The sequence below is a fragment of the Zhouia spongiae genome, assembly GCF_022760175.1.
Classification (GTDB): Bacteria; Bacteroidota; Bacteroidia; order Flavobacteriales; family Flavobacteriaceae; genus Zhouia; species Zhouia spongiae.
The window spans coordinates 1,364,201-1,390,508 of the sequence record NZ_CP094326.1 but is presented as its reverse complement, the minus strand read 5'-3'; the positions used below and the strand labels follow the sequence as shown (position 1 = coordinate 1,390,508).

Genomic DNA, 26,308 nt, shown 5'->3' with positions numbered 1-26,308 from the left:
CGCTAATCTGGATATGGATGCGTGACTAATATTAATTTTCGGCAAAGATTTTTCCAAATGCATTATAAACAGCTTCATGCAGTGCATCGCCATGTGTTTTATCTTCCAGAAACTCAAAAAACAATCTTGTATTTTTATTTTGTTGCTTTCCGAGCTTCTCATACAACTCCCCGGCTGTACGCTCCATGATCTTACCTTCCTTTCCTACGGCAACGTAAATAGACTTTTCGGTGTTATAACTCTTCGGTTTATAATCGAGAAGGTTTTCATCGTCCCACCAAAGGCTTGGACTAACGATGATATAGTTATCAAATAAATCGGGGGTTTTGAACAGGATTTCCGTTGCCAGCAAACCTCCAAGTGATTGCCCGACAATTGTTTTACTGTTCGTTGTTCTATAGGTTGACTCCACAAAAGGCTGCAATTCTCTTCGAATAAACTCAACAAATTTAGCGGACTTCCCGGAGGTGGGAAACTCTTCCTGATCGAGTTTATTACCAGACGGATAAGTAAAGTCTCTTTTTCTGTCTACATTCCCGATGCCCACCACTATAGATTCGGGCATCATGTTTATCCATGAAAAGGAACCAAACTGTACAATTCCGCTAACATGAATGAAATCTTCGTCTTTGGAGCCATCGAGCAAATAAATAACGGGATATGTTTTCAGGCTATCCGCCGAATAGCCCGAAGGCAGATAAATATTCAGGTCGCGGGTTTCTCCCAGTACTTTCGATGCTATCTGAAGCGATTTCCCGATACTGAAATCATTTTCACTAATTGTTTTTGGTAATGATTGTGCAAAAGAGGATAAGCCACACATGACAACGATTAAACTTAGTATGGGCTGTTTCATATATTATATATAATTGGTTATTTACTGCTTAGGTTCATCATATGAATACCCCGGCCAATATACTGATAACCAGCACCTTATCAAAATAACATCTATCAAAAAACAACTATGCTACCTGTTACGTTTATGCTTTGTGTTTAAGACTATTGCTGCCATGCCGGTCATCATAGAACATGGGCTAAAACCTGCTTATACTATTTTTTTAATTTTTAATCGGTCTCAGATGCCAGGATTCCGATATACCGGTTTTTGACCGGGTTATATACGGTCCAGAAGTAGCTCCCCCACCATTCTTTTCCGGCATCAAAAATTTCGGAGCATTCGGTATTCCACGCATAGACTTCTATTGTATTCAGATCATCAAAAAAGAAATTCATAAAATCCAACAGGTATTCTCCTCTTTGTTTGATGTCTTTCCCAAGCCGGATGCTATAAGGAGGCTCCATAAATGCATAAATAAATGAACCTTTATTTTCCGGATATTTTTTCCTGTAGATCTCCCTCCTTGAATTGATATCTACTTTATTGGCCAGTGTTTCTTCTGAATCAAAAGGAAAGTATGCATTCAGGGTATCGTTTCTAAGCTTTCCTCGCATTACTTCAAGATCGAAATACGGACCAAGAAAATGCTCTAAATTTATTTTCACACCACTGTTATCTAATAAATCGAAATCAGTTTTAAGAAACGGGTAATTGTTTCTTGAATTACGAGCTGCAACTTTATTCCAGTGGAGGTTAGCTTCATAATTAAATTTTTCAACAGTTTGCCTGGCAACAATAAGGTGTGCTGCATATTCATCTGCCGGAAGTTCTCCGACGTAGTTTTTCCCAATCTTAAATACCGACATTCGAAGCACCCCGCCTTTATTATCGAAGTCGGCTATTCGTTTTTTTATTTCTTCACTTTCTATTTCCTGTATGTTAACCATTTTTTATGTTTTACCCGATAATCGAGATTGAAATATTCCAATGTTTATGTCGATATGTATTATTCGTTTTTCCGGTTCATGCCCCGCGGGCTTACCCGGAGGTCGTTGACCGGATCACCGAGATTTATCCCGGTGAAATATTCCTGAAGGAATTTCACGGGACTAGTCCCAGAGGCCATTGATTTATAACTATAATTTATATGGCATGTTGAAAATTGTCAAAAAAATCTTCCTGACAAAGTACTAAAATAGTAAAATGAAATTAATTCTCATTAAGGAACCGAGCGAGAAAATTTATACTGATGGTACCTGCTTTAAAAGTCATTCACTTCTTCGGTTTCAATAACCACATCACTTTGCAGGGTGCGGTGTACCGGGCATTTAGCTGCAATTTCTTTAAGTTTCATTCTTTGTGCTGCATCGAGATCGCCTGTAAACTTCAGCTTTTTTGAGATGTAATCGATACGTCCGGGTTTTTCTACGTCAATCATCAGATCGTCGGTATGTTTTTTGGAATGGGTTACATATACAAATACTTCTTCGAGCTTCCACTTCTTACGTTCTGCATAGAGCTTTACCGTCATGGCGCTACAGGCAGCTAATGATGCGCTGAGATAATCGTAAGGGCCGGGTCCAAAATTATCACCCCCAAAACTAACAGGCTCATCGGCTACCATACTATGATCTTTGGTTTGCATGCTGGTGGTAAAGTTATCTTCTTTAAGGTTTAAACGGGCTACCAGTTGTTCTCCTTCGGGGTCGAGCATTCGGTTTTCGCCGGTTTCGAAATACCGTTGTACCCATGCTCCGATAATGTTTCCTACATACATACTGTCTTTGGTATCGCCAAGCAAATGGTCGGCTCCGTCTAAACTAACAAAGCTCTTAGGGTGCATGGCGCTGTTATATAGCTTCTGAGCATTTTCAATCCCAACGATCTTATCAAATGGTGCATGCATGATCAGCAATGGTCGCCTCAGGGACTTAACAATGGCAGGGAGATCGGTTTTATCAAAATCTTCAACAAAATCCTGATCAATCACAAAGGGTCTCCCCCCTATATTTACCTCTACATTTCCTTTTGCATGGACTTCTTCAAATTGGTGTGAGAACAGGTTTTTTACATGCGATACTTCGGCAGGAGCCGAAATAGTAGCTACGGCTTTAACTTCGGGTAATTTTGCTGCGGCTGCCAGCACCGCTGCACCACCTAATGAGTGCCCTACAAAAAGGCATGGCGCCTGATAATTCTTCTCTAAATAATCATATACAGCCAACAGGTCTTCTACATTGGCAGAGAAATGGCTTTCTGCAAATTCACCTTCACTTTTTCCCAGGCCCGTAAAATCGAACCGCACTACTGCAAAGCCATGACCGGTGAGTGCCCTGCTGACGTTTCTTACAGCCGTAAAACTACTGCTACAGGTAAAACAATGCGCAAAAACAGCATAGTGACGGGGCTTCTGGTTGGCAGGAAGTTCCAGATAAGCATATAGGTTATGTCCTTTTTTATTTCTGATCGATAATACAGTACTCTTCATTTTTTATGTTTTAGATCCCTGCTGTTAATTTTTCTTCATTGACAAGCCTTTTAAACCGATGGAGCAACAACCGCAATTTCGGTTCAATAAATCGCTTGCAAAAGGGCTTCTCAGGATTTGAATAATAATAATTATGGAATTCGACCTCCGAGGGTTTAAAAGCATTAAAAAGGTACGCTTTTGTAATCAATCTTTCTTCAAAATCCTCTTGAAACATTCTCAGGATATTTCCTGCTTGCTGATTTTGTTCTTCTGAAAATGTATATACCGCCGACCGGTACTTGCTTCTCCTACTATGGTTACTGGTACTTTTATGGGTATGCAAATGAATTTCAATGAGTGATTCCTGACTGATTTCGGCGGGATTGTAATGTACTATAACCGCTTCCGAGAATAAACCGGAGGCCGTATCCGGGGCAATAAAACCCTGCTCTACCCATCTAACTCCTCTTAACGATTGATAAACGGCTTCTAAACACCAGTAGCAGCCACCTCCGAAAGCTATTTTATTCCGATGCTGTTTCATCCTGTAATACCTCTTTTATCTTAAGGTCTAATCGCAACAGTGCATTGTTCGGATCGGAACCAAACATAGATTGTACTACAATTCCTTTTGCATCCACCAATATCCAATGCGGGGTTCCTCCGGCAAAATAGTTATTAAAGGTAGTGGCTTCCGGCAGATCGCGGTAATACGGAAATCTTATATAGAATTCGTCTTTCATAGCCCGGAGCTGTTCATCGGTATATACCTTACCTGCAAACCTGGTATGGATTCCGATTACATTCACTCCCACATTTTCGTATACTATACTATTCGCATACGGGATGGCCCTGCCTTTACAACCGGGACATCCCAGGTAAAAAAACATTATCACCAGGGGTTTTCCTCTGAAATCGGAAACTTTTGGCACTTCTTCCTCAAAAACGGGAAGCAAATCCCATTAGGGGAGTTGCCGGCCTTCCAGGTTGTATTCCATTGTAATTTATATATTGCTAAATATTAAGAACTGCATGAAAGCATTGAACATCCTATTTTATTCCTTGCCCATTCCGGTCGTTTCGCAAACCACTTTTCAGACTCAGGCTGTTCGGCATAGGGTTGTTTCAGCAGGGTATATAACTCGTCAATAAGGGTATAATCGCCCTTATCAGCCGCTTCAATGGCCAATTGAGCCATATAGTTTCTTAAAACATATTTAGGGTTTACTGCGTTCATGCCCGTTTTACGTTCTTCATCCGGCAGCGATTCTTTCTGTAATCTTTCGGCATATTTCACAAACCAGTCATTCCATTTATCGGCTATATCGCCTTCTACTTCTTCCGGACTATAGAAAGCATCATGGACCCTTTTTAATCCTTCCTGTGCTTTATCCTTTTTAAAATCGGCCAGCAGCCTGAAAAAAATGGTCATATCGGTTTCTGTAAGCTGGAGGTTATCTTCCAGTTGTGAAGTCAACAATATATCGGATGCCTCTTTTAGTTGTAAGCCCAGTTTAGACCTCATCATTTGCAAGGATTCTTTTTCAAAATCTGTTTTAAACTGATGGAGTCCCTGTTCAAAAGGCGGTGCTTCCCCAACCAGGGGATACAAAGCATTAGCCAATTGAAATAAATTCCACAATGCCATATTCGGTTGATTCCCGTAACGGTATCGTTTTATTCCTGCATCGGTTGTATTGGGTGTCCACCCGTATTCGAATCCTTCGAGCCATCCATACGGACCATAATCAATGGTAAGCCCCAGTACAGACATATTATCGGTATTCATAACCCCATGTACAAAACCGACACGTTGCCAATGTATGATCATTTGAAGTGTTCTTTCGGTGACTTCTTTAAAAAAAGCAATATAGGTTTCCTTTGAGGGTGCTCCCAAGTGGGGATAAAAATGTCTGATCGTATAATCGGTGAGTATTTTAAGGTTTTTTTCATCCTCGCGCGCTGCAAAGATTTCATAATTACCGAATCGCAAAAAGCTGGGAGCCACTCTACAGACCACGGCGCCTTTCTCATAAGCCGGGTGGCCGTCGTACATAACATCTCTCAATACCTGATCGCCGGTTAACGCTAATGACAAGGCCCTGGTGGTCGGCACCCCCAGATGATACATAGCTTCGCTACACAAATATTCGCGAACAGAAGAACGCAATACTGCCAGGCCATCGGCACTACGCGAATAGGGTGTTTCTCCGGCACCTTTTAATTGTAAAACCCAACGTTTATCATGATGAACTACCTCAGCCAGATTAATGGCACGACCGTCGCCTAACTGTCCTGCCCAGTTACCGAACTGATGTCCGGCATAGCACATCGCATAAGGCTTTGTGTTTTCCAACACTTCATTCCCTGTAAAAACATTCAGAAACGCTTCTGAAGCAGCCTCTTTTTTGTCTAACCCGATCTCAGAAAGCATTTCGTCCGATACGTGCAATAATTGCGGTTTTGACGTTTTCCGGGGAGTTACAAAAGAGTAACAAGCCTCTTTTACCTGTCGCCGGGTATTTTCCAACACCGGATCGGCCGGGAGTTCTTTATTGAAAGTATCTTTTATATTTAGTTTTAGTTTGTTCATTAACTTATGTTCTATATAATTAGCCCGAATAAAACCCTATGTCAGGTCTCGACTGCGCTCGACCTGACATAACTCAACCAATACCCGAGGTATATTTTATTAAGATACGAATCCTGTATGGATTTATATAGTTTCCTTCTTTAATTTATCGGCGTGTAATTGTCGAAGTTTTACCAGCTTGGGTGTAATCACAGCGCTACAATACCCTTGTGCCTGATTGTTATTGTAATAATCCTGATGATAGTCTTCCGCCTCATAAAATATAGTTGCGGGACTCAATTCGGTAACAACCGGATGCTCGTAATAGGGTGTTACTGTATTTATCACCGCTTCAGCCATCTGTTTTTGTTGATCATTATGATAGAAGATCACCGAACGGTATTGGGTCCCTGCATCTGCTCCCTGCCTGTTAAGTGTTGTCGGATCATGGCTGGTCATGAAGACCATCAGAATATCTTCATACGTAATCATCTCCGGATCAAAATAAACCTGCACGACTTCAGCATGTCCGGTAAGACCGGAACATACTTCTCTATATGTCGGTTTCCCGGGTGCATTACCTCCGGAATACCCCGAGACTACTTTTTCGACTCCTTTCAGGCGTTGCAGAACAGCCTCTACACACCAAAAACAACCGCCACCAAGTGTGGCAATTTCCATAGGTTTATTTGTCATTATCTTCCCTTTCTATTTTAATGGATTCGGAGTTTACACAATATCTTAATCCGCCGGGTTCAGGACCATCCGGAAAGACATGTCCCAAATGGGCATCGCAGGTATTGCACATGACCTCAACCCGCACCATTCCGTACGAGTTATCTTTTTCGTACTTCACGGCATTCTCTTTAATGGGTTGCGTAAAACTCGGCCAGCCTGACCCGGAGTTATATTTAATCGTAGCATCGAAAAGAGGCGTATCGCAGCAAATACAATTATATTTTCCTGCATCGTAAGTGGTACATAAGGCACCGGTATGTGCCATTTCCGTTCCTTTTAACCTGGTAATTCGAAATTGTTCCGGCGTAAGCATTGCTTTCCATGCGGCCTCCGATTTCTCTACCCTCTTATCCGGTTCAGGGTTTCCTTTTACAGCAAAGTGTATAACATCATTCCATGTTAACATAAGATAATTTCCTTTCTTGTTTTAATTAAAATTAAGGATTGTTATTCACAAAAAGGTAGTCGCTTACAGGGAAATGTCCTTACATCAGGTAATTAACGTACGTCTCTGAGTTTTAACTGAAGGCTTACATTGCCATTCCATTCATTTTCATCGATTGCATATACGGCGCTAAAAGGTTTTCTGCCGGAAATGACATTTAGTTTATCGCCCATATTGAACCCGATCCCGGAAAATCTGGCTCCCGTATTTGAAGGAATGTTTTGGGTAACGGTTATTTTTAAATGGGCTTCGTCTGAGCCTACACATTTACCATACCCGGTATCGACCAGATGTTGTGTCATAAATATGGGAGTCATATTACCCGGCCCGAACGGAGCGAATTGTTTTAGGATACGATAAAATTTGGGTGTAATACTATTAAGATCGATCTCTGCATCTACTGATATCTCGGGGGTTAGCAATTTTCTGTCTATGGTCGCATCGACTACTTCTTCAAACTTTTGTTTAAATGCTTCGTACTGTTCTTCTTTCAGAGTTAATCCGGCCGCATATTTATGTCCTCCGAATTGCTCGATATGTTCTTTACAGGCATCTAAGGCATTATAGACATCAAAACCCTTTACGGAGCGAGCTGATGCGGCCAGCTTTTCTCCGCTTTTAGTAAACACCAGTGTCGGGCGATAATATGTTTCCGTTAAACGGGATGCAACAATCCCGATCACTCCTTTATGCCAATCGCCTCTATACACAACGGTCGTATAGCGCTCTTGTTCGTTCATTAGCTGAATCTGTTCCAGTGCCTCTTCAGTTATCTGCTGATCGAGTTCACGGCGATCGGCATTAAAATTCTCTATTTCGGCAGCATATCCAATGGCAACATTGATATTTGTTTCTGTGAGTAGGTTTACGGCATGCTGTCCGTGTTTCATTCTACCCGCAGCATTGATTCTGGGAGCAATAATAAAGACCACATCGGTTATACTGAGTTCTTCTTTTTGAAGCTGGTTTATTATCGCCTTAAAGCCGGGACGCGGATTGCTGTTAATTTGTTTCAATCCGTAATGGGCCAATACTCTATTCTCTCCTGTAACGGGTACGATGTCTGCTCCGATTGCTGTTGCTACCAAATCGAGATAGGGCACCAAATCATTAATGGTTTGTCCTCTCTTTGATGCCAGTGCCTGAATAAGCTTAAATCCGACGCCACAGCCACATAGTTCGTCGTAAGGATACGTACAATCGTCACGTTTCGGGTCTAAGACTGCTGCTGCATCGGGTATTTCAACTCCGGGTCTGTGGTGATCGCAGATAACGAAATCGATTCCTTTTTCACTGGCATACGCTACTTTATCGATGGCTTTGATTCCGCAATCGAGTGCCACTATTAAAGTAAATCCGTTGTCTTCGGCAAAATCTATCCCCTGGTAAGAAACACCGTAGCCTTCATTATAGCGATCGGGAATATAAGTTGCTACATTCGGATACAGGGACAACAGATACGAACTCATTAACGATACGGCTGTTGTACCATCAACATCATAATCGCCATACACCAGGATATTTTCATTAGCTGCAATAGCCTGTTCTATCCGGGCTACAGCTTTATCCATATCCTTCATCAAGAAAGGGTCGTGAAGATCGTTAAGTACTGGACGAAAAAACCTCCTGGCATCATCGAATGTTTCGACACCTCTCTGTATCAATAATGCGGCTATTATTTCATCGACATTTAATTGTTGTGCCAGTTCTTTTATTGCAGATGCTTCAGGTTTGGGTTTAAGCGTCCAACGCATAAGTTTTATAATGTTTATATTTTTAAAACTACATAAAATGTATTAACAATTTAAGTAATTATTAAACTGTGATTTTCTATTTACTGTCCATTTCTTTATTCACAATTCATTTATTTTTAAAAAAGGAGTTCATGGTATACTCCGTAATTGCTCGTCCAAAGAAACGAACCAAAAAAAGACACCTTTTACGCACAACATTTTGGTTGTTTTATTAGTGTTCGTGAATCATAGATTTCCAAGGGATTTCAGCTTTTTGTCTTTTTAGTAATTTTACAACACCTCAAAAAAGCTAAACCGGTTTGCAAACTCCGCGTTACACTCTGCTTCACTGAATCTGTCAAAGCGCCATCTGGCTCATTCACTAAAACAATTTGCCAAACTGTTTTTTAACGCTCCACCCTGCTAAACCTATCCTGCGGAAAAGGAATAATTTACTAACTCCATTACAATTTGCAATGTTATCAAAAATATTGATACTCGTAGTGACAACATATGATTCTTATGTCTTGTCGAGCGCTCGTCAGAATAGAACGGGCAGGTTTTCGAAACCTTCTTTCTTATTCTTTAAGTCGGATTCTGTTCTTAAATATCACTTCACCGTCAACGATCACTTTCAGCGTATATCTCATTTTTGGCAAGTACGATAAATCGTAGTTAAATATGCCTCTGTTTAAATTGTGATATACATGCTCCTGAACAACTTTCGATTCGTCTTCCTGTTGTGTGATAATGACTTTTACCTCTGCCTTCTTATTCGAAAAATAGTCAACATTTACCGGTCCGTTTGTTCGTGCTCCAAACATATTCACAGACGGTTTCGGGTCTAAGGTATAATCCGTATGATGTTTTACGGTAAAGTTATAGGTGATGTTTTTTCCAAAATCAGAACCAAACTGTTTGATGGCCTGTCCCAGAGTATCCAGGATCTTTATATTTCCGACACCTTCTTTGGCATGGAACCAAAATTCGAGACCGTTATTTCCTGTATCATCGACGATAAAGCTATACCCGCCTTCGGCCAGTTTTAGGGTATCCTGATGCAGTTTATTCGGCATTAAATCGGTGCTGTCCTTTTTAAACACAACGTTTCCAAAACTATCTTCAACACGGTAAGTATTCTGTCCGGGTTTTTCATTGGTTTTAAAATATACAACCATATTTCCGGGAAGGATATCGGGCTTTTGGTATGTAGCAGACTGAACATTATCTGCCATATAACCATCTCTTTTTCCATTCGGTTTACTCAACGCTACTGTAAATCCTGTTTCCTCTTTTTCTGAAAAGATTTCTTCCGGAAGGGTAATCAGGGTTTCTTCATTAAACGCCAGGTTGCCTGTCCAATTATACCTTTTAGGTTTCTGTCCGTCGAGGTAATACTTAACGGTTAGTTTTGTTAAATTCTTACTTCCGTTATTCTTTATTTTAATAAGCGGACGCCCTCCGGTAGGGTTTACACGGCTATGAGTCCGTTTAGAAGAAGGCTTTATAATATCTATCAGTGTTACGTCATTTTCAGCGCTGATCGCGCCGTATTCAACGACATAGGCTACCAACAGTTCTTTAGCGCTTGGTTTTTCGGTTTCATAGGGCTGCATATTGATATCGACCGTAAACGATTCTCCTTTTTTAGCATCTATAAGCACCTCATCAGGTTGTAACAAATAACCGGGGCACCAGTTAGCACGATCAAAAATCCATGTTCCTGCCTGTGGATATAACGGGTTGTCTCCACATTTCATCCAGATGTCTTTATGATTTACCACTTCTCCGTTATAAAGGATATCCCTCCACTTATCGCAAAACTCCCCGCATCCGTTGGCATCCATTCCATGACCGGTTTGATGTACTTTCACTTTCGAAAAGGCTGTAGCTGCATTTGCTTTCAGGGACACAGGCTTCAGATGGTTTTCGATCGGATCTGAGGTGTCGCCATAGCTGTAATTTCCATCATATATTTTATGAATGGCTAGTGGTTTTGCTACAGGAGTACCATAGGTAATTTCAAAATCGACAGTTACTTTCCAGCCACGGGTTTTATTATCCTCATACCCGGTATGGATATAGTCGACTACAACTTCATTGCGAAGTATTTCACTAAAATCGGTAACATCTACTTCCCATTGAAAGATCCAGTCTTTTTGAAACCGTCCTCCATAGGGGGTAAGCATCCGGGCTACTTCGTATTTGGTATCTGAGTTTTCAGGTATTACATTGATGTGATCTACATAGTCCCAATCTGCACAACGCATACTGTCCTTCTCAGGACACTCAAAAGTGAGGATTAACTTAATCTGGCGTATGTCTTTATCTTTTGACGGGAACACCGTATTACGTTTATAACTATTGGCTCCTTTTGAAGGATCGGTAACTATGATCTCTTCATTATGAGAAATCACATGCTCTATAGTCTGAGCATTAACGGACGAGACTGCTAAAAGAGCAGCAAAGAAAAACAGGCTAACTTTAAACACTTTACTTGAGGGAATTATCGGTTAAAAAATATATTGACTTTTACATCGGCGAATTTCTCGAACATAGCCATCACTCCGCAGTATTTCTCAACAGATAGATTTACGGCTTTGGTCAGTTTTGCTTCATCGAGTTTATTTCCTTTAAAATGAAAATTCATATCGACCTTATGGTAGTACTTCGGGTCTTCTTCGGTAAGTTCGGCATCGATTTTTATATCAAAATCATCAACATCGAGGCGCATTTTTTTAATCAGCGAAGCTACATCAAGTCCGGAGCAGCCGGCCAGTGCCGATAACATTAATGCCTTGGGTCTGTATCCTTCTCCTTTTCCGCCATTTTCTTCACCTGCATCTATAAACAAATTGTGTCCGGAAGGATTATCGCTTTCAAACTTCATTCCCCCTTTCCATGTGGTGGTAATATAATTGTTTGCCATGACTTTATTTTTTTCGTTAATTGTAGCTTCAAAAATACAGATTAATTAACGAATAGACCGACCATGCCTTTAGTAAATCCACTTCCTGCTGAACACGACCCGGAAACCAGGGAATTAGCTGCTTTTTTTAATGAAACCCTTGGGTTTTGTCCCAACTCGGTGCTTACCATGCAGATCAGGCCTGAAATTGCCAGGGCATTTATCAATTTAAACAAAGCCGTTATGGAAAACAAGGGCAGGGTTACTTCGGCTCTTAAAAGAATGATAGCCTGGGTTAGCAGTAACGCAACGGGTTGCCGGTATTGCCAGGCACATGCGATCAGGGCGGCGGAGCGTTATGGGGCTGAACAGGAAAAGCTGGATAATATATGGGATTACAGAACCCATCCTGCCTTTACCGAGGCGGAGCGTGCTGCTCTTGATTTTTCATTGGCTGCTTCTATGGTTCCGAATGCTGTTGATGAAACAATTAAAAAAGAGCTTCACACCTATTGGGATGAAGGTGAGATCGTGGAAATGCTGGGGGTTATTTCATTATTTGGTTATTTAAACCGCTGGAATGACAGTATGGGTACTTCACTTGAGGAAGGTGCTATTGAAAGCGGCAAGCAGTATTTGGGAAAACACGGCTGGGAGGTCGGGAAGCATGAATAGGTCTTGGTAACTGCGTGATGTGCCTTCGATAAAATATATTTTATTTCACGTAATACCCGAACCAACACTCAACAATTAAAGGGTTCTATTTTTTCCCGCCAACGATTACTACTATTTCTCCTTTCGGCGGTTTGGCTTCATAGTGTTTCAGCACTTCTGTTGCGGTACCTCTTACCGTTTCTTCATGTAGTTTGGTAATCTCACGCGAAACCGACACGGGTCTATCCTCCCCAAAATACCGGATAAAGTCTTTTAAGGTTTTTGTCAGTTTATATGGCGACACATAGAAAATCATGGTTCGTGTTTCGTCTGCCAGGGTTGTTAATCGGGTTTGGCGGCCTTTCTTATCGGGCAGGAATCCTTCAAACACAAACCTGTCATTAGGCAGTCCGCTATTCACCAATGCAGGCACAAAGGCTGTAGCACCCGGAAGGCAGTCGACCTCAATATGGTTTTCAACGCAGGCTCTTGTTAACAAAAATCCGGGATCTGAAATCGCCGGTGTTCCGGCATCGCTGACAAGGGCTATGGTTTCGCCCCCGAGCATGCGTTGCACCAGGGCAGCTACCGTTTTATGCTCGTTGTGCATATGATGACTTTGCATCGGTGTGGCAATATCGAAATGCTTTAACAGTTTTCCACTGGTACGGGTATCTTCAGCGAGTATGGTATCTGCTTCTTTTAACACTTTAATTGCCCTGAATGTAATATCGTCGAGATTTCCTATTGGAGTCGGCACCAAATACAATTTTCCCATAACGCCCTTTTTATTTAGTCTGTAAAAGTAATCAACCTTGTGGCAAGTGCCATAAAATCCCCGGGGGAATATTTAAACTAAAAAGCCGGAGACTGCATGACAACCTCCGGCTTGAAATATTATCAGAGCTTTGATTTAAGAAAATTTACTTTCAACAATTTCTAAAAACCGATCGGCATAGGTTTCCTTACCTTCCCAATTGTTATAATCGGGTTTCACCATATTTTCCACAAAACTATGTGCTTCATGGATATCGTGTATGGTACTAAGTTGTGATACCACCCGGTTATAATCTTCTGTACTGCCGTCAAAGAGGTGTTTTACAAAAGCCAGTTTATCGTTCAGACCTATATTCAGGCTATTGGATTTCAGCCTGTCGTTTAGCGACCGGGTTCTCTCCACCTTTGTTTTTACTTCTACATCAGGAGTGATATGATCGGGCTCTGCTTTCACAAAAGTCGGCTGTGGAAACACACCGGAAAGGATATCATCTAGCGATTCTTTTTCAGGCATTTCCTGTACCATTCCTTTTATAGTTTCAATTCCCGGCACCATCAGATCATCTTCGCCTTCATGCGGATTTGACTCCGGCACATATCTGTTTTCGTCTAATACGGAATTGGCCAGACCTTCAAACTTATCGGCAACTTCCTGTCTGCTTGCCGCAGGCTGAAAAGAGCCCAGCTGTTCTTCAACAAACTTAAGAATAGTGAGCTTCTCATAGATTTTGAGTACTTCATCGTGCAATGCACTTATATCTTCTTGTCCTTCGAGCTTTAGAATTCTTTGAGCTATGTTTATTAACTCAGCTTCCAGTTTCTTCTTCATAACTTTTGCAATTTAAGCCTTACGGCCCGTTGGTTTTTTGATGGATTTCCTATGTAAAAATCCATTTATTATTTGTTATTTTGAACACAGATAACCTCCGTATAATTTTAGTCACTCAATTTATGTAATTTTGAACAATAAAATTATGTCTGTTTGCCTAATTTTATAGTCCGCGGAGATCGCATTAATTGTTTCCGTTCTGAAAAATACAAAATGTTTCTCGAAAATACAGTAAATCATAAAGAGCAATTTGGGTGGATTGAGGTAATTTGCGGTTCCATGTTCTCCGGAAAAACGGAAGAACTGATCCGCAGGCTCAAACGCGCCAAATTTGCCAAGCAAAAAGTTGAGATCTTCAAGCCTGCGGTAGACGTCAGGTACGATGACGAAATGGTGGTATCTCATGATGAAAATGAAATTCGTTCTACCCCGGTTCCGGCTGCTGCAAACATAAGGTTACTGGCCGATGGTTGTGATGTAATAGGAATTGATGAGGCTCAGTTTTTTGATGATGAAATAGTTTCGGTCTGCAACGACCTTGCCAATAAAGGCGTTCGGGTTATTGTTGCGGGACTTGACATGGACTTTAAGGGAAATCCTTTCGGACCTATGCCATACTTAATGGCCACGGCAGAATACGTAACAAAAGTTCATGCCATCTGTACACGCACCGGAAACCTGGCCAACTACAGTTTCAGAAAATCTAACAATGATAAACTGGTTCTCCTCGGTGAAACCGAAGAATACGAGCCTTTAAGCAGGGCTGCCTACTATAGAGCCATGCTTCAGGAAAAAGTAAACAGGCTTGATGTTAAAGATCCACAGGACTTAACAAAAGAATAACACACATACTAAAAACAGCATGCCAAAAGCAACAGAAACCGTTCTGGAGATCAATCTGAAATCACTGGAACACAATTATGGCTATTTACGCTCCAAAATAGCTCCTCATACCCGGTTCATGGCCGTTGTTAAAGCCTATTCTTATGGTAATGACGCTTCTGAAATCGCCAAACACATGGAGACACTGGGGGTCGATTATTTTGCCGTAGCATATGCCTGTGAAGGTATTGCCCTCAGAAAAGCAGGGATTAAAACTCCCATCCTGGTATTGCATGCCATTCCTTCGCATTTCGAAGACATTATTGCCTACGATCTTGAGCCTGACTTGTATAACAAAAAGGGGCTTGCAGCGTTTCAGCATGTGGCTGCAACGAAAGGACTGAATGCATATCCGATTCATATAAAATTCAACACGGGACTCAATCGTCTCGGTTTTGAAGAAGCCGATATCGATTACCTGCATGGGCAGTTGCATGCGGATAAACATATAAAAGTAATCTCTTTATTTTCGCATCTGGCAGCATCGGAAGATATGTCGGTCAGGGATTTTACCATCGGACAGATTGATAAATTCAAATCGATTGCCAATACTTTTGTCGATCGATTTGGTTACAAGCCCTTGTTACATATTTTAAACACTTCAGGAATCCTTAATTATGCTGATTCGGGACAATTGGATATGGTTCGCAGCGGGATCGGCCTTTATGGTTACGGCAACCATCCCGAGTTCGACAGAGAGCTAAAGCCTATCGGCACCCTGAAGAGCATTATCTCTCAGATACATACCATTAACGAGGGTGAGAGTGTAGGTTACAATATGGGATTTACCGCTACCAAACCTACCCGTATCGCCATCATACCTCTGGGACATGCCGATGGCATCGGGAGACATTTCGGCAAGGAAAAAGGATATCTGATCATAGGGACACAAAAGGCTCCTATAGTCGGAAACGTCTGTATGGATATGCTTATGATTGATGTTTCGGGTATTGATTGCCGGGAAGGTGACGAGGTCGTCATTTTCGGAGCAACCGTAAGTGCGGAAGACTTTGCAAAAACGGGAAACACCATATCATACGAACTCATAACCGGTATTTCTCAGCGGATTAAAAGGGTCATCGTCAGGTAAATAAGCATCATTACCCGATCATCGAGATTTAAATGCTCCGACGCTTGCCCTTGTGAAATAGTCTTGACGGAATTTCATTGGACTTGCGGCGAAATGTTTTGCGATGCGCCAGCTGACTCCATCGCTAAAAAGGTCTACCAGACCTTTTCTTTCCGCTTGGCCCTCTCGTGGACTTGCCCCAAGGTCGTTTACTTATTAAAAAAATCACTAAATTGTTCATCTATTATTCACCTAACTAATTTTGTATATGGGATTTTTTAAAGATTTTAAATCGTTCTTATTAAAAGGAGACATCGTTAATCTGGCTACAGCTGTTATCGTTGCGGGCGCTTTCGGAAAGATCGTTTCGTCATTTACAAACGACATTCTAATGCCTCCTATCGGGATGTTATTGGGAAATGTTGACTTCAGCGAACTAAAGTATGTACTTCAGGAGGCTGTTGTAGACGCCTCAGGAGAAACTACCCAGGCAGCCGTAAGCATCAACTATGGGTCTTTTATTCAGTTTATCATTGACTTTATCATTATTGGTTTTGCTATTTTTATGGTACTTAAGGCCTACGAAAAGACAAAAAAGAAAGAAGAAGCAGCTCCTGCCGCTCCAAAAGGCCCTTCTCAAGAAGAGTTACTTGCCGAGATCAGGGACCTGCTAAAGAAATAAATAATACGCGTAGCCGCTACGCTACTTATTCAGTGTTTCATTAAACCACCTCCTCAAAAGGTGGTTCTCTTTTTCCGCTTATCCGGATTTAATATGCCGGAGCAATGCACCTGTTGTTATATTTATAACATTTTGTTATTTTTACCTTAAAGATGTATTCTTGGGTTGTTCAGGTTGATTTTATATGTACTTTTGTTATCGCAATAAAGAACATAAACAAACAAAAATTGACCTTAAAGGTTTAAAACAGATTATAAAATGAAAGTAGCAGTTGTTGGTGCAACCGGAATGGTTGGCGAGGTTATGTTACAAGTATTAGAAGAGCGTAACTTCCCTTTTACAGAATTATTATTAGTAGCTTCAGAGCGTTCTGTAGGTAAGGAAATGGAATACAAAGGAAACACCTATAGCATTATCGGTTTACAAACAGCAGTAGAAGCCCGACCGGACATTGCCATTTTCTCAGCAGGCGGAGATACTTCATTAGAATGGGCTCCTAAGTTTGCCGAAGCAGGCACTACGGTTATCGATAATTCATCTGCATGGCGTATGGACCCTACCAAGAAACTGGTAGTTCCTGAAATTAATGCCGATTTGTTAACTAAAGAAGATAAAATTATTGCCAACCCTAACTGTTCTACCATTCAAATGGTATTGGCATTATCGCCATTACATAAAGCATACAACATTAACCGTGTTGTAGTATCAACATACCAGTCGATTACGGGTACAGGAGTAAAAGCGGTACGTCAGTTAGAGAATGAATATGCGGGAGTAAATGACGAAATGGCTTATCCTTATCCTATTCATAGAAATGCATTGCCTCATTGCGACGTTTTTGAAGACAACGGATATACCAAAGAGGAAATGAAGTTAACGAGAGAAACCAAAAAAATACTCGACAATGCGATTAATGTTACGGCTACAGCGGTTCGTATTCCGGTAGTCGGCGGTCATAGCGAGGCTGTAAATATCGAATTTGAAAACGACTTCGAACTAGGTGACGTACGTCGATTATTAAGCGAGACTCCAGGGGTAACTGTACAGGATAATCCTGATACAAACACTTACCCGATGCCGATATACGCAGCAGGAAAGAACGATGTTTTTGTCGGAAGAATCAGAAGAGATGAGTCGCAACCAAACACTTTAAACATGTGGATTGTTGCCGATAACTTAAGAAAAGGAGCAGCTACCAATGCTGTTCAGATAGCTGAATATCTTGTTGCCAACGATCTGGTTTAATCAGATCAGCGAGATATGTTGTATTTGTTTTTTAACCCTTTCTGTCGAAAGGGTTTTTCTTTTTTCTATGGGGGAAAGCCTTTTTAGGTGCTTTGTAATAGCCAGTGTTTAATTTATGATGCTATCTTCTTTCGGTTGGATATGGTAGTGAGTGCGTGTTTGGATAGAACTATTATTATTCTTTTATTCTTGTTCATTTTGCCTTGACGCAAAACGAACCAAAAAGTCAAGACTTGACTTTTCAGTGACCCGTTAATAGTTCAAGATCCTAAATAAAACGAGCTCATCCTACCGGATTCAAACAGCGCTTTATTTTAAAGATCTTTCAATATACGGGTGCCCACTTACAAAGTCTATGTCGGTTTAAAAAATAAGGCTTTATAAAGAGATCGGAAAAATTGCCATACATAAACAGGCTAATCTATGCCTTTACGAGTTTTCTAATAACTGCGGAAGTGGTCTCCCAATGTTTAATTTATGATCCTGTCTTCTTTCGGTTGGATATGGTAGTGAGTGCGTGTTTGGATAGAACTATTATTATTCTTTTATTCTTGTTCATTTTGCCTTGACGCAAAACGAACCAAAAAGTCAAGACTTGACTTTTCAGTGACCCGTTAATAGTTCAAGATCCTAAATAAAACGAGCTCATCCTACCGGATTCAAACAGCGCTTTATTTTAAAGATCTTTCAATATACGGGTGCCCACTTACAAAGTCTATGTCGGTTTAAAAAAGGGTTTAACGATCTCCGGGAGGTTAACCAATTATAACAGCACTAGCGAACCAGATTATCAGGCATAAAAAACGCCATTCTTTTTTATTCATCTGAGGGTGAATCGTTAAAACTATCTTAATGCCAAAATTAAGAAATTCACATTTTTGTATCTTTCCCATCTCAAAACAACCTGAAATCATTTATGAAAAAGTCTCTCATTTTATTTGCATCTTCGTGCTTGCTGATTTCCTGTAACACAGAAGAAAAGAAAGAAACATTGAAATATCCCGTAACAAAAAAAGTAGACACTGTAGACACCTACTTCGGAACTGAGGTTAAAGACCCGTACAGATGGTTAGAAGACGACCGTTCGGAAGAAACTGCACAGTGGGTAAAAGCTGAAAACGAAGTAACTTTCGGTTACCTCGAAAACATACCTTATCGCGAGGAGTTAAAACAACGTCTTGAAAAACTATGGAACTACGAAAGACTCTCGGCTCCTTTTAAAGAAGGTGACTATACGTACTTCTATAAAAACAACGGCTTACAGAACCAATCGGTTATCTTCCGTCAAAAAGACAACGAGGAGCCTGAGGTATTCCTGGATCCGAATACCTTCTCAAAAGACGGCACCACTTCGCTTGGCGGATTGAGTTTTTCTAAAGACGGTTCTTTAGCCGCTTATTCGATCTCAGAAGGTGGTAGCGACTGGAGAAAAATAATCATTATCGATGCTGTAAAAAAAGAAATTATTGAAGATACGCTTGTTGACGTGAAGTTTAGCGGGGTATCATGGAAAGGCAACGAAGGCTTCTACTATTCCAGCTACGACAAGCCTGAAGGTAGCGAATTATCGGCAAAAACCGATCAACATAAATTATATTATCACAAGCTTGGAACGGCTCAAAAAGAAGACCAGGTAATTTTCGGAGCTACCCCGGAGGAGAAAAACAGATATGTAGGTGGTTATGTAACCGAAGACGATCGTTACCTCGTTATTTCTGCTTCTGTTGCCACTTCAGGAAACAAGCTGTTTATTAAAGACCTTACCGATCCTAATGCCAAATTAATTACCATTACAGACAATTACGATGCTGACAGTGGTATTATAGAAAACATCGGATCTAAATTATACATCACTACCAATCTGGATGCTCCCAACAAGCGTATTGTGACTGTAGATGCTGCGAATCCTACACCGGACAACTGGGTAGACTTTATTCCTGAAACCGAAAACGTATTAAGCGTTTCAACCGGGAGCGGATACTTCTTTGCCAAGTATATGGTAGATGCTTTATCGAAAGTATTACAATACGACTACGACGGAAAACTGGTAAGAGAAATCAAATTGCCAGGTTTAGGTACTGCCGGTGGTTTTGGCGGCAAGAAAGACGATACGACTCTTTACTATTCGTTTACGAACTACAGCACTCCGGGTAAGATCTTAAAGTACAATCCGGCGACAGGTGCTTCTGAAACCTATTGGAGTCCGAGTATCGATTTTAACAGCGATGCTTATACCTCTGAGCAGGTATTTTATACTTCTAAGGATGGTGTAAAGGTTCCGATGATCATCACCTATAAAAAAGGATTGGAGAAAAACGGTAAGAATCCTGCCATGTTGTATGGTTACGGTGGTTTCAACATCAGTCTTACGCCTTCATTCAGTACAGCTATGGCTGTATGGTTAGAGCAAGGTGGTATTTATGCGGTACCAAACCTGAGAGGCGGTGGCGAATACGGTAAAAAATGGCACGATGCGGGAACCAAAATGCAAAAGCAGAATGTATTTAACGACTTTATCGCTGCTGCTGAATACCTGATCGAGCAAGGGTATACTTCACCGGATTACCTGTCTGTACGCGGTGGTTCGAACGGTGGACTTTTAGTAGGTGCTACCATGACACAGCGTCCTGACCTTATGAAAGTTGCCATCCCTGCTGTCGGGGTATTAGATATGTTGCGTTACCATACCTTTACTGCGGGTGCAGGATGGGCTTATGACTACGGAACTGCTGAAGACAACAAAGAAATGTTCGAATATTTAAAGGGATATTCTCCTGTACACAACGTAAAAGAGGGTACCCAGTATCCTGCTACCATGGTAACTACGGGCGACCACGACGACCGTGTGGTACCGGCACACAGCTTTAAGTTTGCTGCCGAATTACAGGAAAAACAAAGCGGAGACAATCCGGTATTGATCAGAATCAACACTAATGCAGGACATGGAGCCGGTAAGCCTACCTCGATGGTGATTGACGAGTATGCAGATATCTTCGGGTTTACCTTATACAATATGGGATATAACGAACTTCCGAACAAAGCTATTTTAAGCGAAGTTAAAGACGCTCAATAATATATGCGGTAGCTGAAACACTATCCGTATCTCTTACAGGAATCCCGCTGCTATTGGCAGCGGGATTTTTTTTATCGCCTATTTAAGAGTTTCTTGTATGTTGACTGTTTTTTTGGAGAAGAAAAATATCGTCGGATGAACGTAAGCTCCTTTTTAAACAGTCCGCTATCCCGGGAAGCCCCATGCAATTCCGACAGCTATACAGGATCAATCCCGATGATCGGGTAAAACGTTTCAGACGGACGATTCGAATAATAGACTTGCAACAAAAAGTCGGACATTTTTTAAGGACTATGCTGAATTATTAAATTGATAAAATTCTAATTCACAAGGAGTTTTATCTCTTATTAAATTAACTACCCCCGACACTCCATGTAGTTTTGCCATTTAACCAGAATGTATTTTTCAACATTATTTTCTTTCTTTTTAAGAAAACCATATTCGTATACAAACAAGTAAATATCTCCTTTAGTATTTTTCCAGTAATGTGTAAAAAACTTGGGGTTAAATCCTTCCGATTCCAGAACACTTGACCGAACTGTTGCCTTACCTGCCTTATTATAAGATTTTAAAATACGTCTATTCTGTTTTAATTGATTATCTACTTTATTATAAAACCGAGGCGCTTCCTCCAGAGATTTTCTATAGTGATATGAACTTTTACAGTGTAAATCACAAAATAACTTATCCGACCTTCCAGTTAACTCTTTTCCACAAGCTTTACATGTCATTCTTTTCATTATTGATATTTAATCGAATGTTACACGAATACTATTCGTTTAAGATACTCTTTTTTAAAAGTTTACAAGTAATTTCAACAAAAAAATTATGGCTTTAAATCTTCATATTACTTTAAAACACCTTTTTATAGATGATGTTCCTCAAATTGGCCTAAAATTTTATGCCAATGACACATTACAAATCCTAATTAAAAAACTCGACAATGTGAAATGGAGTAAAGAATTTACCATGTTTTATGTTCGAAATACTAAAACGAACCTTGACGCCATCTTCAAAACATTTAAAGGAGTTGCATGGATTGACACCAAGTACTTTTTTGAAATAACAAGAGCTAAAGAACTTAACGAAATCTTTGATGCCGATTGGGTTTATAAAAGAAAGCACCAAGAAAACTATAAATTTTGTCCGGAATCTTACTTGCGTAAATTGGAACTCAAAAAATATGCTAACAACACCGTAAAAACTTATGTGTCTTGCTTTGAGAGTTTTATTAATTATTATAATGAGCAAGATATTAACAAGCTTGATGAAAATGATATTAGAAATTACTTAGCGTTTTTAATTAAAACCAATCGATCAGACAGCTACATAAACCAGGCCATTAACAGCATCAAATTTTACTACGAAACCGTTTTAGGCCTACCTAATAGATTTTATAGTATTGAACGACCAAGAAAATCGATAAAACTTCCGGTTGTTCTATCTAAGGGAGATGTTTTGTCTATCATATCTAATGCCAATAACTTAAAACACAAGTGTATAATATCCTTACTCTATTCGGCTGGCCTTAGACGATCTGAGCTCTTGAACTTGAAGTTAACCGATATTGAAAGTAACCGTATGCTTATCAGGGTAAGGGATGCTAAAGGTAACAAAGACCGATATACTCTTTTATCTAAAAATGTTCTTAAAGATTTAAGAGTATATTACAAGAAGTACAGGCCTGTTAATTATTTATTTGAGGGACAAAACAAAGAGCAATATAGTGCCAATAGCGTTGGAAAGGTGATCTCTAATACAGCTAAAAAAGCAGGTATTAAAATACCTGTAACGCCCCACACCTTACGTCATAGCTTTGCAACTCACCTTTTAGAATCCGGAACAGACATAAGATACATTCAACTTTTATTAGGCCATAACTCTACTAAAACAACTGAGATATATACCCATGTTGCAAAAAACAGCTTCAGCTCTATAAAAAACCCATTAGACCTATAAGTATTTATGTATATTTGGGTGTATATATAATAAAAATAAACACACTAGTGTGTTTATACACATGTTGGGCGTAATTAGAAAAAATACAAAAAGAACTTAATGGGGTCAATACAAGAATGGGGAGAAAAAGTTAATTGGGAAGAGCGAGTAAAAGCTGTTTGCAAACCTTGTTGGGAATTAAAATACTGCCCTTATGGACCATTAGTTGAAGACTTTCCTTTAAAATCTGAAAATGATGAGAAAAGTTGCCGGATTTTTGGACACGATTGTCCAGTTTTTTACGTAGCTGAGCCATTAACTGAAACAAAAGAATTAAGAAAAATCACAAGGCATATTCCAAGAGTTACTCAATTCAGAGTAATGAAAAGGGAAAATCAAATTTGTCAGGTTTGCAAGAAATCAGTTATAGATGAGGATATAGAATTTGACCATATAATTCCTTGGTCTAAAGGAGGTTCATCTGAAGAATCTAATATTAGACTTCTTTGCTCTGACTGCAACAGAAAAAGAGGAAACAAATTTGAAGATGAATATTTAATCACAAATGTTGTTGACCATTTGTCTGAACCTTTTAATGTTGGAGTTATAGACTTTCTCAAAGAGATAAGTAAGTTCGGTCACGAGTTTTATGAAAATGAAGGATTCTATCCTACCGAAAACGATTTTGCCGAATGTCTAAACGAGGGAGAGAAAACAATAGCCGAAATTAAAGGAGCTGAATATCTTAATGATTTAGTTGATTTTTTTACTGCAAAAAAACCTTCTGAAATTTCTGAATCTGATTTTAATACACTAAAATATCGTTGGGGATTTATAGATAGAAAAATACATAGAATCAAGCATTCAGCGACAAAATTTGATTCAAATCCAAAACATATTGTTCAGTTAGAAAATGATTTAACTAAGAAAATGGGATTAAGAATTAAACAAGACAAAAAAACCTTTGATGGTTGGTTAAAAAAATAACTACACGAAAATTAATAGTTATTTCAATCTTAAAAGCTCATCTACTGATATTTCAAGACCGCTAGCAATTTTTATCAAAGTAAGTAAACGAGGATTTGTTTTACCATTTTCAATCATATACAATTGAGTTCTACCAATCTCACAATCAAAAGCAAAGGACTTTTGGTCAATCTCTTTTTCTTCTCTCAATTGCTTGATTTTAGCACCTAATTTCTGGAAATATTTTGATTCTTTCGTGTTCACTATACCGAATTTCGATAAATTATTTATATATTGTGTTCGGAATAACGAACACTGATTAAATGAGCCGATTTAGAAAGCTAAAAATCTATCAAAAACATCAACCTCGCGAATGGAAGTATATTACTGTTCCAGAAATTCGCCTTGAGGGAAAATGGCTTGAGCAACTTGGATTTGAAATCGGAAAAGAAATTGAAATTAAGCAACAAAAGAATAAACTGACTATTACGCTGACTGATAAAAAGAACAAAAAATAACTACGCCCAACACGGTATATAAAAAATAGCGGTTTAAGTGTTTAAACGAAAATGAATTTTATAAATTTATGGTCAGTGTAAAACTGAAATAGTGTATAAAAATCCACTACTTTTCATATACAAAACCGTTGTATGCCATTGCGGAGAACCCAACCGCATTTAATTTATGATTTTGTCTTTCTTCTTGTCGGATACATCAACTGTTGCTCTTTGAATTGACCAATTTCTTCTCTGAGTGTTTGATTGATATTTTGAATTAGGTCATTTTGGACTTTCATAATTCTTAATAAATCATGCATTGCGTTTAGATTTTCTAATTGTTTATAGACAATCTCTTCTAAATCGGCTTTGGTATATCTTTTGCTCATTGTAACGTGTTATAATATTCAAAAAAAACTTTACTAGGTTTATTTAAACCTTTAAAAGCATAACAAAGATATTAAAATTATTCAAATGAATACTATAAAGCATAAAATAATGCTAAAAACATTAAAAATGAAGTCATTACATTTGACATTAAACCATAATAATTTATTGTGAGCAAAGAAGTTTATAATCGTATAAAGGCTGTTCTAGCCGAACAAGGAAAAACTAATAATTGGTTAGCAGATGAATTAGAAATGAATAGAACTACTGTTTCTAAATGGTGCAGAAATGAAATGCAACCAAGAGTTGAGACTTTATTTCAAATTGCTAGAGTGCTTGGAATTGATGTAAGGGAATTACTTATATCGACTAAAGATTGATATACTAATGACTGATAGTGCGTTAAAAGACATTTATTTACATGACGAATTAACAGCTTCAATAAAGCTCATAAGACTGGGGTTTGGAGAATTACAGAACCTTGACATGGCGAATGATTTCTATCATTTACCATTTCAATTACTATCGAGTGGTCTAGAACGACTTATGAAATGTCATATCTGTCTAGGTTATCATGAAATTAACAATGAATATCCTGACAGTAAGAGCTTGAAAAAGTGTGGAGGTCGAAATGGGCATGATTTATTAGAATTAAAGAAAAACATACTATCTGATTACTTTAAAAGTTCTGAAATTCCAGTTTTAATTGAGGATAAAGAATTTATATCTAATGATAATGATTTAGAAAAATTGATTTATCTCCTTTCTGAATTCGGAAAGTATTCGAGATATCACAATCTAGATATTGTAACATCGGCAACTAAGCCGAGTATTGATGTAAAAAAACTTTGGTCAGAATATGAGACCAATATAGTTTTATCAGATAAGAGTCTACTAAGTAAATTATCAGATTTCGAATATCAACAAGAGGTAAACGATTTTATAACACAATCAATAATTAAAAAACTTGAATTATTTGTAAGAGGTATAAGTAGACAATTCACCTTAGGAAGATTAGGAAAGAAAGCACAACAATTTTCACCCGTTTATTATGACTTTATCATGTTGACCGATAGTCAAATTGGTATAACTGACTATAGAAAGGAAACTACACGATTTAAAAAGAAAGAAACTAAGATACACAAGAGAACTTTTGCTGACAAAATAAATCGGAATACTAATTCGGCCTATAGACATAAGAAAATCAGTAAATCGGAATATAATGGGGATTGGCCATTTTATGCTGAAGAAGTAATTATTGAATGTAGACAAAAGCACTGGTGTGTGGTAGAAATTGAGGGATATGATTACGCTTTGAATGGAGCTGCTCAAGGAAGATTCAATTTGACATCTGTTCATGATGCTGGTATGGCAATTATTGGTAAATCAATAGGAGATTTTATTGATATGACACTTAAATTAGGAGCAGAATAAAAACGGCATACAACAAGGTATATAGCAAATAGGGCAATCGGTAGTTTGCGAAAGTTCAGTGCTATTTACAAATACCGCCAAATCGTTGATTTGGCTTTTAAGAATGAATAAATTAAAAACAAAATACAACGCTTTGGCTCAGTGCAAACTTGAAAGTTTCTCGCTTTCTTC

At 39.2% G+C, this 26,308-nt stretch carries 27 protein-coding genes; 11 read left to right on the top strand and 16 right to left on the bottom strand.

Going from position 1 to position 26,308, the window contains the following annotated elements; translation table 11 throughout:
• Window positions 1–31 precede the first annotated feature (31 nt).
• The 11 genes from MQE36_RS06025 to MQE36_RS05975 all read right to left on the bottom strand — a co-directional run bounded on the left by MQE36_RS06025 (window position 32) and on the right by MQE36_RS05975 (window position 11,725).
• Window positions 32–856 (bottom strand): alpha/beta hydrolase, encoded by an 825-nt coding sequence (locus MQE36_RS06025; protein ID WP_242938273.1) that lies wholly within the window; start codon window positions 854–856, stop codon window positions 32–34.
• A gap of 209 nt (window positions 857–1,065) precedes the next feature.
• Window positions 1,066–1,785, bottom strand: a complete 720-nt coding sequence (locus tag MQE36_RS06020; RefSeq protein WP_242938272.1) for a hypothetical protein — start codon at window positions 1,783–1,785, stop codon at window positions 1,066–1,068.
• A gap of 314 nt (window positions 1,786–2,099) precedes the next feature.
• Window positions 2,100–3,326, bottom strand: a complete 1,227-nt coding sequence (locus MQE36_RS06015) for a bifunctional alpha/beta hydrolase/OsmC family protein (RefSeq protein WP_242938271.1) — start codon at window positions 3,324–3,326, stop codon at window positions 2,100–2,102.
• Between the two features lie 10 nt (window positions 3,327–3,336).
• Entirely contained in the window at window positions 3,337–3,852 is a 516-nt protein-coding gene (locus MQE36_RS06010) for a peptide-methionine (S)-S-oxide reductase (protein WP_242938270.1), read from the bottom strand.
• Window positions 3,833–4,240 (bottom strand): peroxiredoxin family protein, encoded by a 408-nt coding sequence (locus tag MQE36_RS06005; protein WP_278286657.1) that lies wholly within the window; start codon window positions 4,238–4,240, stop codon window positions 3,833–3,835. Before MQE36_RS06005 ends, MQE36_RS06010 begins: the two co-directional genes overlap by 20 nt.
• Before the next feature lie 89 nt (window positions 4,241–4,329).
• A complete protein-coding gene (locus MQE36_RS06000) occupies window positions 4,330–5,901 on the bottom strand; it encodes a protein adenylyltransferase SelO (RefSeq protein ID WP_242938268.1) in 1,572 nt (523 codons plus the stop codon).
• A 123-nt stretch (window positions 5,902–6,024) separates the two neighbouring features.
• Window positions 6,025–6,576, bottom strand: coding sequence for a peptide-methionine (S)-S-oxide reductase MsrA (gene msrA, locus MQE36_RS05995; protein ID WP_242938267.1), 552 nt, complete (start codon window positions 6,574–6,576; stop codon window positions 6,025–6,027).
• A complete protein-coding gene (gene msrB / locus MQE36_RS05990) occupies window positions 6,566–7,024 on the bottom strand; it encodes a peptide-methionine (R)-S-oxide reductase MsrB (protein WP_242938266.1) in 459 nt (152 codons plus the stop codon). The genes msrA and msrB overlap by 11 nt, the downstream gene beginning before the upstream one ends.
• 92 nt (window positions 7,025–7,116) lie before the next feature.
• Window positions 7,117–8,817, bottom strand: coding sequence for a single-stranded-DNA-specific exonuclease RecJ (gene recJ, locus MQE36_RS05985; protein ID WP_242938265.1), 1,701 nt, complete (start codon window positions 8,815–8,817; stop codon window positions 7,117–7,119).
• Window positions 8,818–9,374: 557 nt separating this feature from the next.
• Window positions 9,375–11,288 (bottom strand): peptide-N-glycosidase F-related protein, encoded by a 1,914-nt coding sequence (locus MQE36_RS05980; protein ID WP_242938264.1) that lies wholly within the window; start codon window positions 11,286–11,288, stop codon window positions 9,375–9,377.
• Between the two features lie 14 nt (window positions 11,289–11,302).
• Window positions 11,303–11,725, bottom strand: coding sequence for an OsmC family protein (locus MQE36_RS05975; RefSeq protein WP_242938263.1), 423 nt, complete (start codon window positions 11,723–11,725; stop codon window positions 11,303–11,305).
• Window positions 11,726–11,788: 63 nt separating this feature from the next.
• Between MQE36_RS05975 and MQE36_RS05970 the strand changes: the two genes are divergently transcribed.
• Window positions 11,789–12,379, top strand: coding sequence for a carboxymuconolactone decarboxylase family protein (locus tag MQE36_RS05970; protein ID WP_242938262.1), 591 nt, complete (start codon window positions 11,789–11,791; stop codon window positions 12,377–12,379).
• An 85-nt stretch (window positions 12,380–12,464) separates the two neighbouring features.
• On the opposite strand, the gene rsmI is transcribed toward MQE36_RS05970, so the two are convergent.
• On the bottom strand, window positions 12,465–13,136 hold the full coding sequence (gene rsmI, locus MQE36_RS05965) for a 16S rRNA (cytidine(1402)-2'-O)-methyltransferase (protein ID WP_242938261.1): 672 nt from the start codon (window positions 13,134–13,136) through the stop codon (window positions 12,465–12,467).
• Between the two features lie 135 nt (window positions 13,137–13,271).
• Window positions 13,272–13,964 carry a hypothetical protein gene (locus tag MQE36_RS05960; RefSeq protein WP_242938260.1) on the bottom strand — a complete coding sequence of 231 codons (693 nt, stop codon included), beginning with the start codon at window positions 13,962–13,964 and terminating at the stop codon, window positions 13,272–13,274.
• Window positions 13,965–14,177: 213 nt separating this feature from the next.
• On the opposite strand from MQE36_RS05960, the gene MQE36_RS05955 reads away from it, so the two are divergent.
• The 5 genes from MQE36_RS05955 to MQE36_RS05935 all read left to right on the top strand — a co-directional run bounded on the left by MQE36_RS05955 (window position 14,178) and on the right by MQE36_RS05935 (window position 20,915).
• Window positions 14,178–14,807: a thymidine kinase gene (locus MQE36_RS05955; protein WP_242938259.1), complete on the top strand. Its 630-nt coding sequence runs from the start codon at window positions 14,178–14,180 to the stop codon at window positions 14,805–14,807.
• A 19-nt stretch (window positions 14,808–14,826) separates the two neighbouring features.
• Window positions 14,827–15,936, top strand: a complete 1,110-nt coding sequence (gene alr / locus MQE36_RS05950) for an alanine racemase (RefSeq protein WP_242938258.1) — start codon at window positions 14,827–14,829, stop codon at window positions 15,934–15,936.
• A 247-nt stretch (window positions 15,937–16,183) separates the two neighbouring features.
• Window positions 16,184–16,597, top strand: a complete 414-nt coding sequence (gene mscL / locus MQE36_RS05945; protein WP_242938257.1) for a large-conductance mechanosensitive channel protein MscL — start codon at window positions 16,184–16,186, stop codon at window positions 16,595–16,597.
• A gap of 258 nt (window positions 16,598–16,855) precedes the next feature.
• Complete coding sequence (locus MQE36_RS05940) at window positions 16,856–17,842, top strand: aspartate-semialdehyde dehydrogenase (protein WP_242938256.1); 987 nt, start codon at window positions 16,856–16,858, stop codon at window positions 17,840–17,842.
• Between the two features lie 916 nt (window positions 17,843–18,758).
• Window positions 18,759–20,915 (top strand): prolyl oligopeptidase family serine peptidase, encoded by a 2,157-nt coding sequence (locus MQE36_RS05935; RefSeq protein WP_242938255.1) that lies wholly within the window; start codon window positions 18,759–18,761, stop codon window positions 20,913–20,915.
• A gap of 356 nt (window positions 20,916–21,271) precedes the next feature.
• Here the strand turns inward: MQE36_RS05935 and MQE36_RS05930 are convergent, their stop codons facing one another.
• Window positions 21,272–21,655, bottom strand: coding sequence for a hypothetical protein (locus MQE36_RS05930; RefSeq protein WP_242938254.1), 384 nt, complete (start codon window positions 21,653–21,655; stop codon window positions 21,272–21,274).
• Between the two features lie 88 nt (window positions 21,656–21,743).
• Between MQE36_RS05930 and xerA the strand changes: the two genes are divergently transcribed.
• Both xerA and MQE36_RS05920 read left to right on the top strand, forming a co-directional pair.
• Window positions 21,744–22,874 (top strand): site-specific tyrosine recombinase/integron integrase, encoded by a 1,131-nt coding sequence (gene xerA, locus MQE36_RS05925; protein ID WP_242938253.1) that lies wholly within the window; start codon window positions 21,744–21,746, stop codon window positions 22,872–22,874.
• 99 nt (window positions 22,875–22,973) lie between these two features.
• Window positions 22,974–23,840: an HNH endonuclease gene (locus MQE36_RS05920; RefSeq protein WP_242938252.1), complete on the top strand. Its 867-nt coding sequence runs from the start codon at window positions 22,974–22,976 to the stop codon at window positions 23,838–23,840.
• A gap of 18 nt (window positions 23,841–23,858) precedes the next feature.
• On the opposite strand, the gene MQE36_RS05915 is transcribed toward MQE36_RS05920, so the two are convergent.
• Window positions 23,859–24,083, bottom strand: a complete 225-nt coding sequence (locus tag MQE36_RS05915) for a helix-turn-helix domain-containing protein (protein WP_242938251.1) — start codon at window positions 24,081–24,083, stop codon at window positions 23,859–23,861.
• Window positions 24,084–24,142: 59 nt separating this feature from the next.
• Between MQE36_RS05915 and MQE36_RS05910 the strand changes: the two genes are divergently transcribed.
• Complete coding sequence (locus MQE36_RS05910) at window positions 24,143–24,337, top strand: SymE family type I addiction module toxin (protein WP_242938250.1); 195 nt, start codon at window positions 24,143–24,145, stop codon at window positions 24,335–24,337.
• 164 nt (window positions 24,338–24,501) lie between these two features.
• Here MQE36_RS05910 and MQE36_RS05905 read toward each other — a convergent pair whose 3' ends face one another.
• Window positions 24,502–24,705: a hypothetical protein gene (locus MQE36_RS05905; RefSeq protein WP_242938249.1), complete on the bottom strand. Its 204-nt coding sequence runs from the start codon at window positions 24,703–24,705 to the stop codon at window positions 24,502–24,504.
• Between the two features lie 168 nt (window positions 24,706–24,873).
• On the opposite strand from MQE36_RS05905, the gene MQE36_RS05900 reads away from it, so the two are divergent.
• Both MQE36_RS05900 and MQE36_RS05895 read left to right on the top strand, forming a co-directional pair.
• Window positions 24,874–25,083, top strand: a complete 210-nt coding sequence (locus MQE36_RS05900) for a helix-turn-helix transcriptional regulator (RefSeq protein WP_242938248.1) — start codon at window positions 24,874–24,876, stop codon at window positions 25,081–25,083.
• A 7-nt stretch (window positions 25,084–25,090) separates the two neighbouring features.
• Window positions 25,091–26,137: a DUF2511 domain-containing protein gene (locus tag MQE36_RS05895; RefSeq protein WP_242938247.1), complete on the top strand. Its 1,047-nt coding sequence runs from the start codon at window positions 25,091–25,093 to the stop codon at window positions 26,135–26,137.
• Window positions 26,138–26,308: the final 171 nt, after the last annotated feature.

Bases quoted from the DNA above. Each gene is read 5' to 3' on its own strand.
- MQE36_RS05910 (WP_242938250.1), top strand. From the start codon at position 24,143: ATGAGCCGATTTAGAAAGCTAAAAATCTATCAAAAACATCAACCTCGC.
- MQE36_RS06025 (WP_242938273.1), bottom strand. From the start codon at position 856: ATGAAACAGCCCATACTAAGTTTAATCGTTGTCATGTGTGGCTTATCC.
- MQE36_RS05935 (WP_242938255.1), top strand. From the start codon at position 18,759: ATGAAAAAGTCTCTCATTTTATTTGCATCTTCGTGCTTGCTGATTTCC.
- MQE36_RS05960 (WP_242938260.1), bottom strand. From the start codon at position 13,964: ATGAAGAAGAAACTGGAAGCTGAGTTAATAAACATAGCTCAAAGAATT.
- msrA (WP_242938267.1), bottom strand. From the start codon at position 6,576: ATGACAAATAAACCTATGGAAATTGCCACACTTGGTGGCGGTTGTTTT.
- MQE36_RS05895 (WP_242938247.1), top strand. From the start codon at position 25,091: ATGACTGATAGTGCGTTAAAAGACATTTATTTACATGACGAATTAACA.
- rsmI (WP_242938261.1), bottom strand. From the start codon at position 13,136: ATGGGAAAATTGTATTTGGTGCCGACTCCAATAGGAAATCTCGACGAT.
- alr (WP_242938258.1), top strand. From the start codon at position 14,827: ATGCCAAAAGCAACAGAAACCGTTCTGGAGATCAATCTGAAATCACTG.
- MQE36_RS05975 (WP_242938263.1), bottom strand. From the start codon at position 11,725: ATGGCAAACAATTATATTACCACCACATGGAAAGGGGGAATGAAGTTT.
- MQE36_RS05940 (WP_242938256.1), top strand. From the start codon at position 16,856: ATGAAAGTAGCAGTTGTTGGTGCAACCGGAATGGTTGGCGAGGTTATG.
- MQE36_RS05970 (WP_242938262.1), top strand. From the start codon at position 11,789: ATGCCTTTAGTAAATCCACTTCCTGCTGAACACGACCCGGAAACCAGG.
- MQE36_RS05905 (WP_242938249.1), bottom strand. From the start codon at position 24,705: ATGAGCAAAAGATATACCAAAGCCGATTTAGAAGAGATTGTCTATAAA.
- xerA (WP_242938253.1), top strand. From the start codon at position 21,744: ATGGCTTTAAATCTTCATATTACTTTAAAACACCTTTTTATAGATGAT.
- MQE36_RS06000 (WP_242938268.1), bottom strand. From the start codon at position 5,901: ATGAACAAACTAAAACTAAATATAAAAGATACTTTCAATAAAGAACTC.
- MQE36_RS05955 (WP_242938259.1), top strand. From the start codon at position 14,178: ATGTTTCTCGAAAATACAGTAAATCATAAAGAGCAATTTGGGTGGATT.
- MQE36_RS05930 (WP_242938254.1), bottom strand. From the start codon at position 21,655: ATGAAAAGAATGACATGTAAAGCTTGTGGAAAAGAGTTAACTGGAAGG.
- MQE36_RS06010 (WP_242938270.1), bottom strand. From the start codon at position 3,852: ATGAAACAGCATCGGAATAAAATAGCTTTCGGAGGTGGCTGCTACTGG.
- MQE36_RS06015 (WP_242938271.1), bottom strand. From the start codon at position 3,326: ATGAAGAGTACTGTATTATCGATCAGAAATAAAAAAGGACATAACCTA.
- recJ (WP_242938265.1), bottom strand. From the start codon at position 8,817: ATGCGTTGGACGCTTAAACCCAAACCTGAAGCATCTGCAATAAAAGAA.
- msrB (WP_242938266.1), bottom strand. From the start codon at position 7,024: ATGTTAACATGGAATGATGTTATACACTTTGCTGTAAAAGGAAACCCT.
- MQE36_RS06020 (WP_242938272.1), bottom strand. From the start codon at position 1,785: ATGGTTAACATACAGGAAATAGAAAGTGAAGAAATAAAAAAACGAATA.
- mscL (WP_242938257.1), top strand. From the start codon at position 16,184: ATGGGATTTTTTAAAGATTTTAAATCGTTCTTATTAAAAGGAGACATC.
- MQE36_RS05920 (WP_242938252.1), top strand. From the start codon at position 22,974: ATGGGGTCAATACAAGAATGGGGAGAAAAAGTTAATTGGGAAGAGCGA.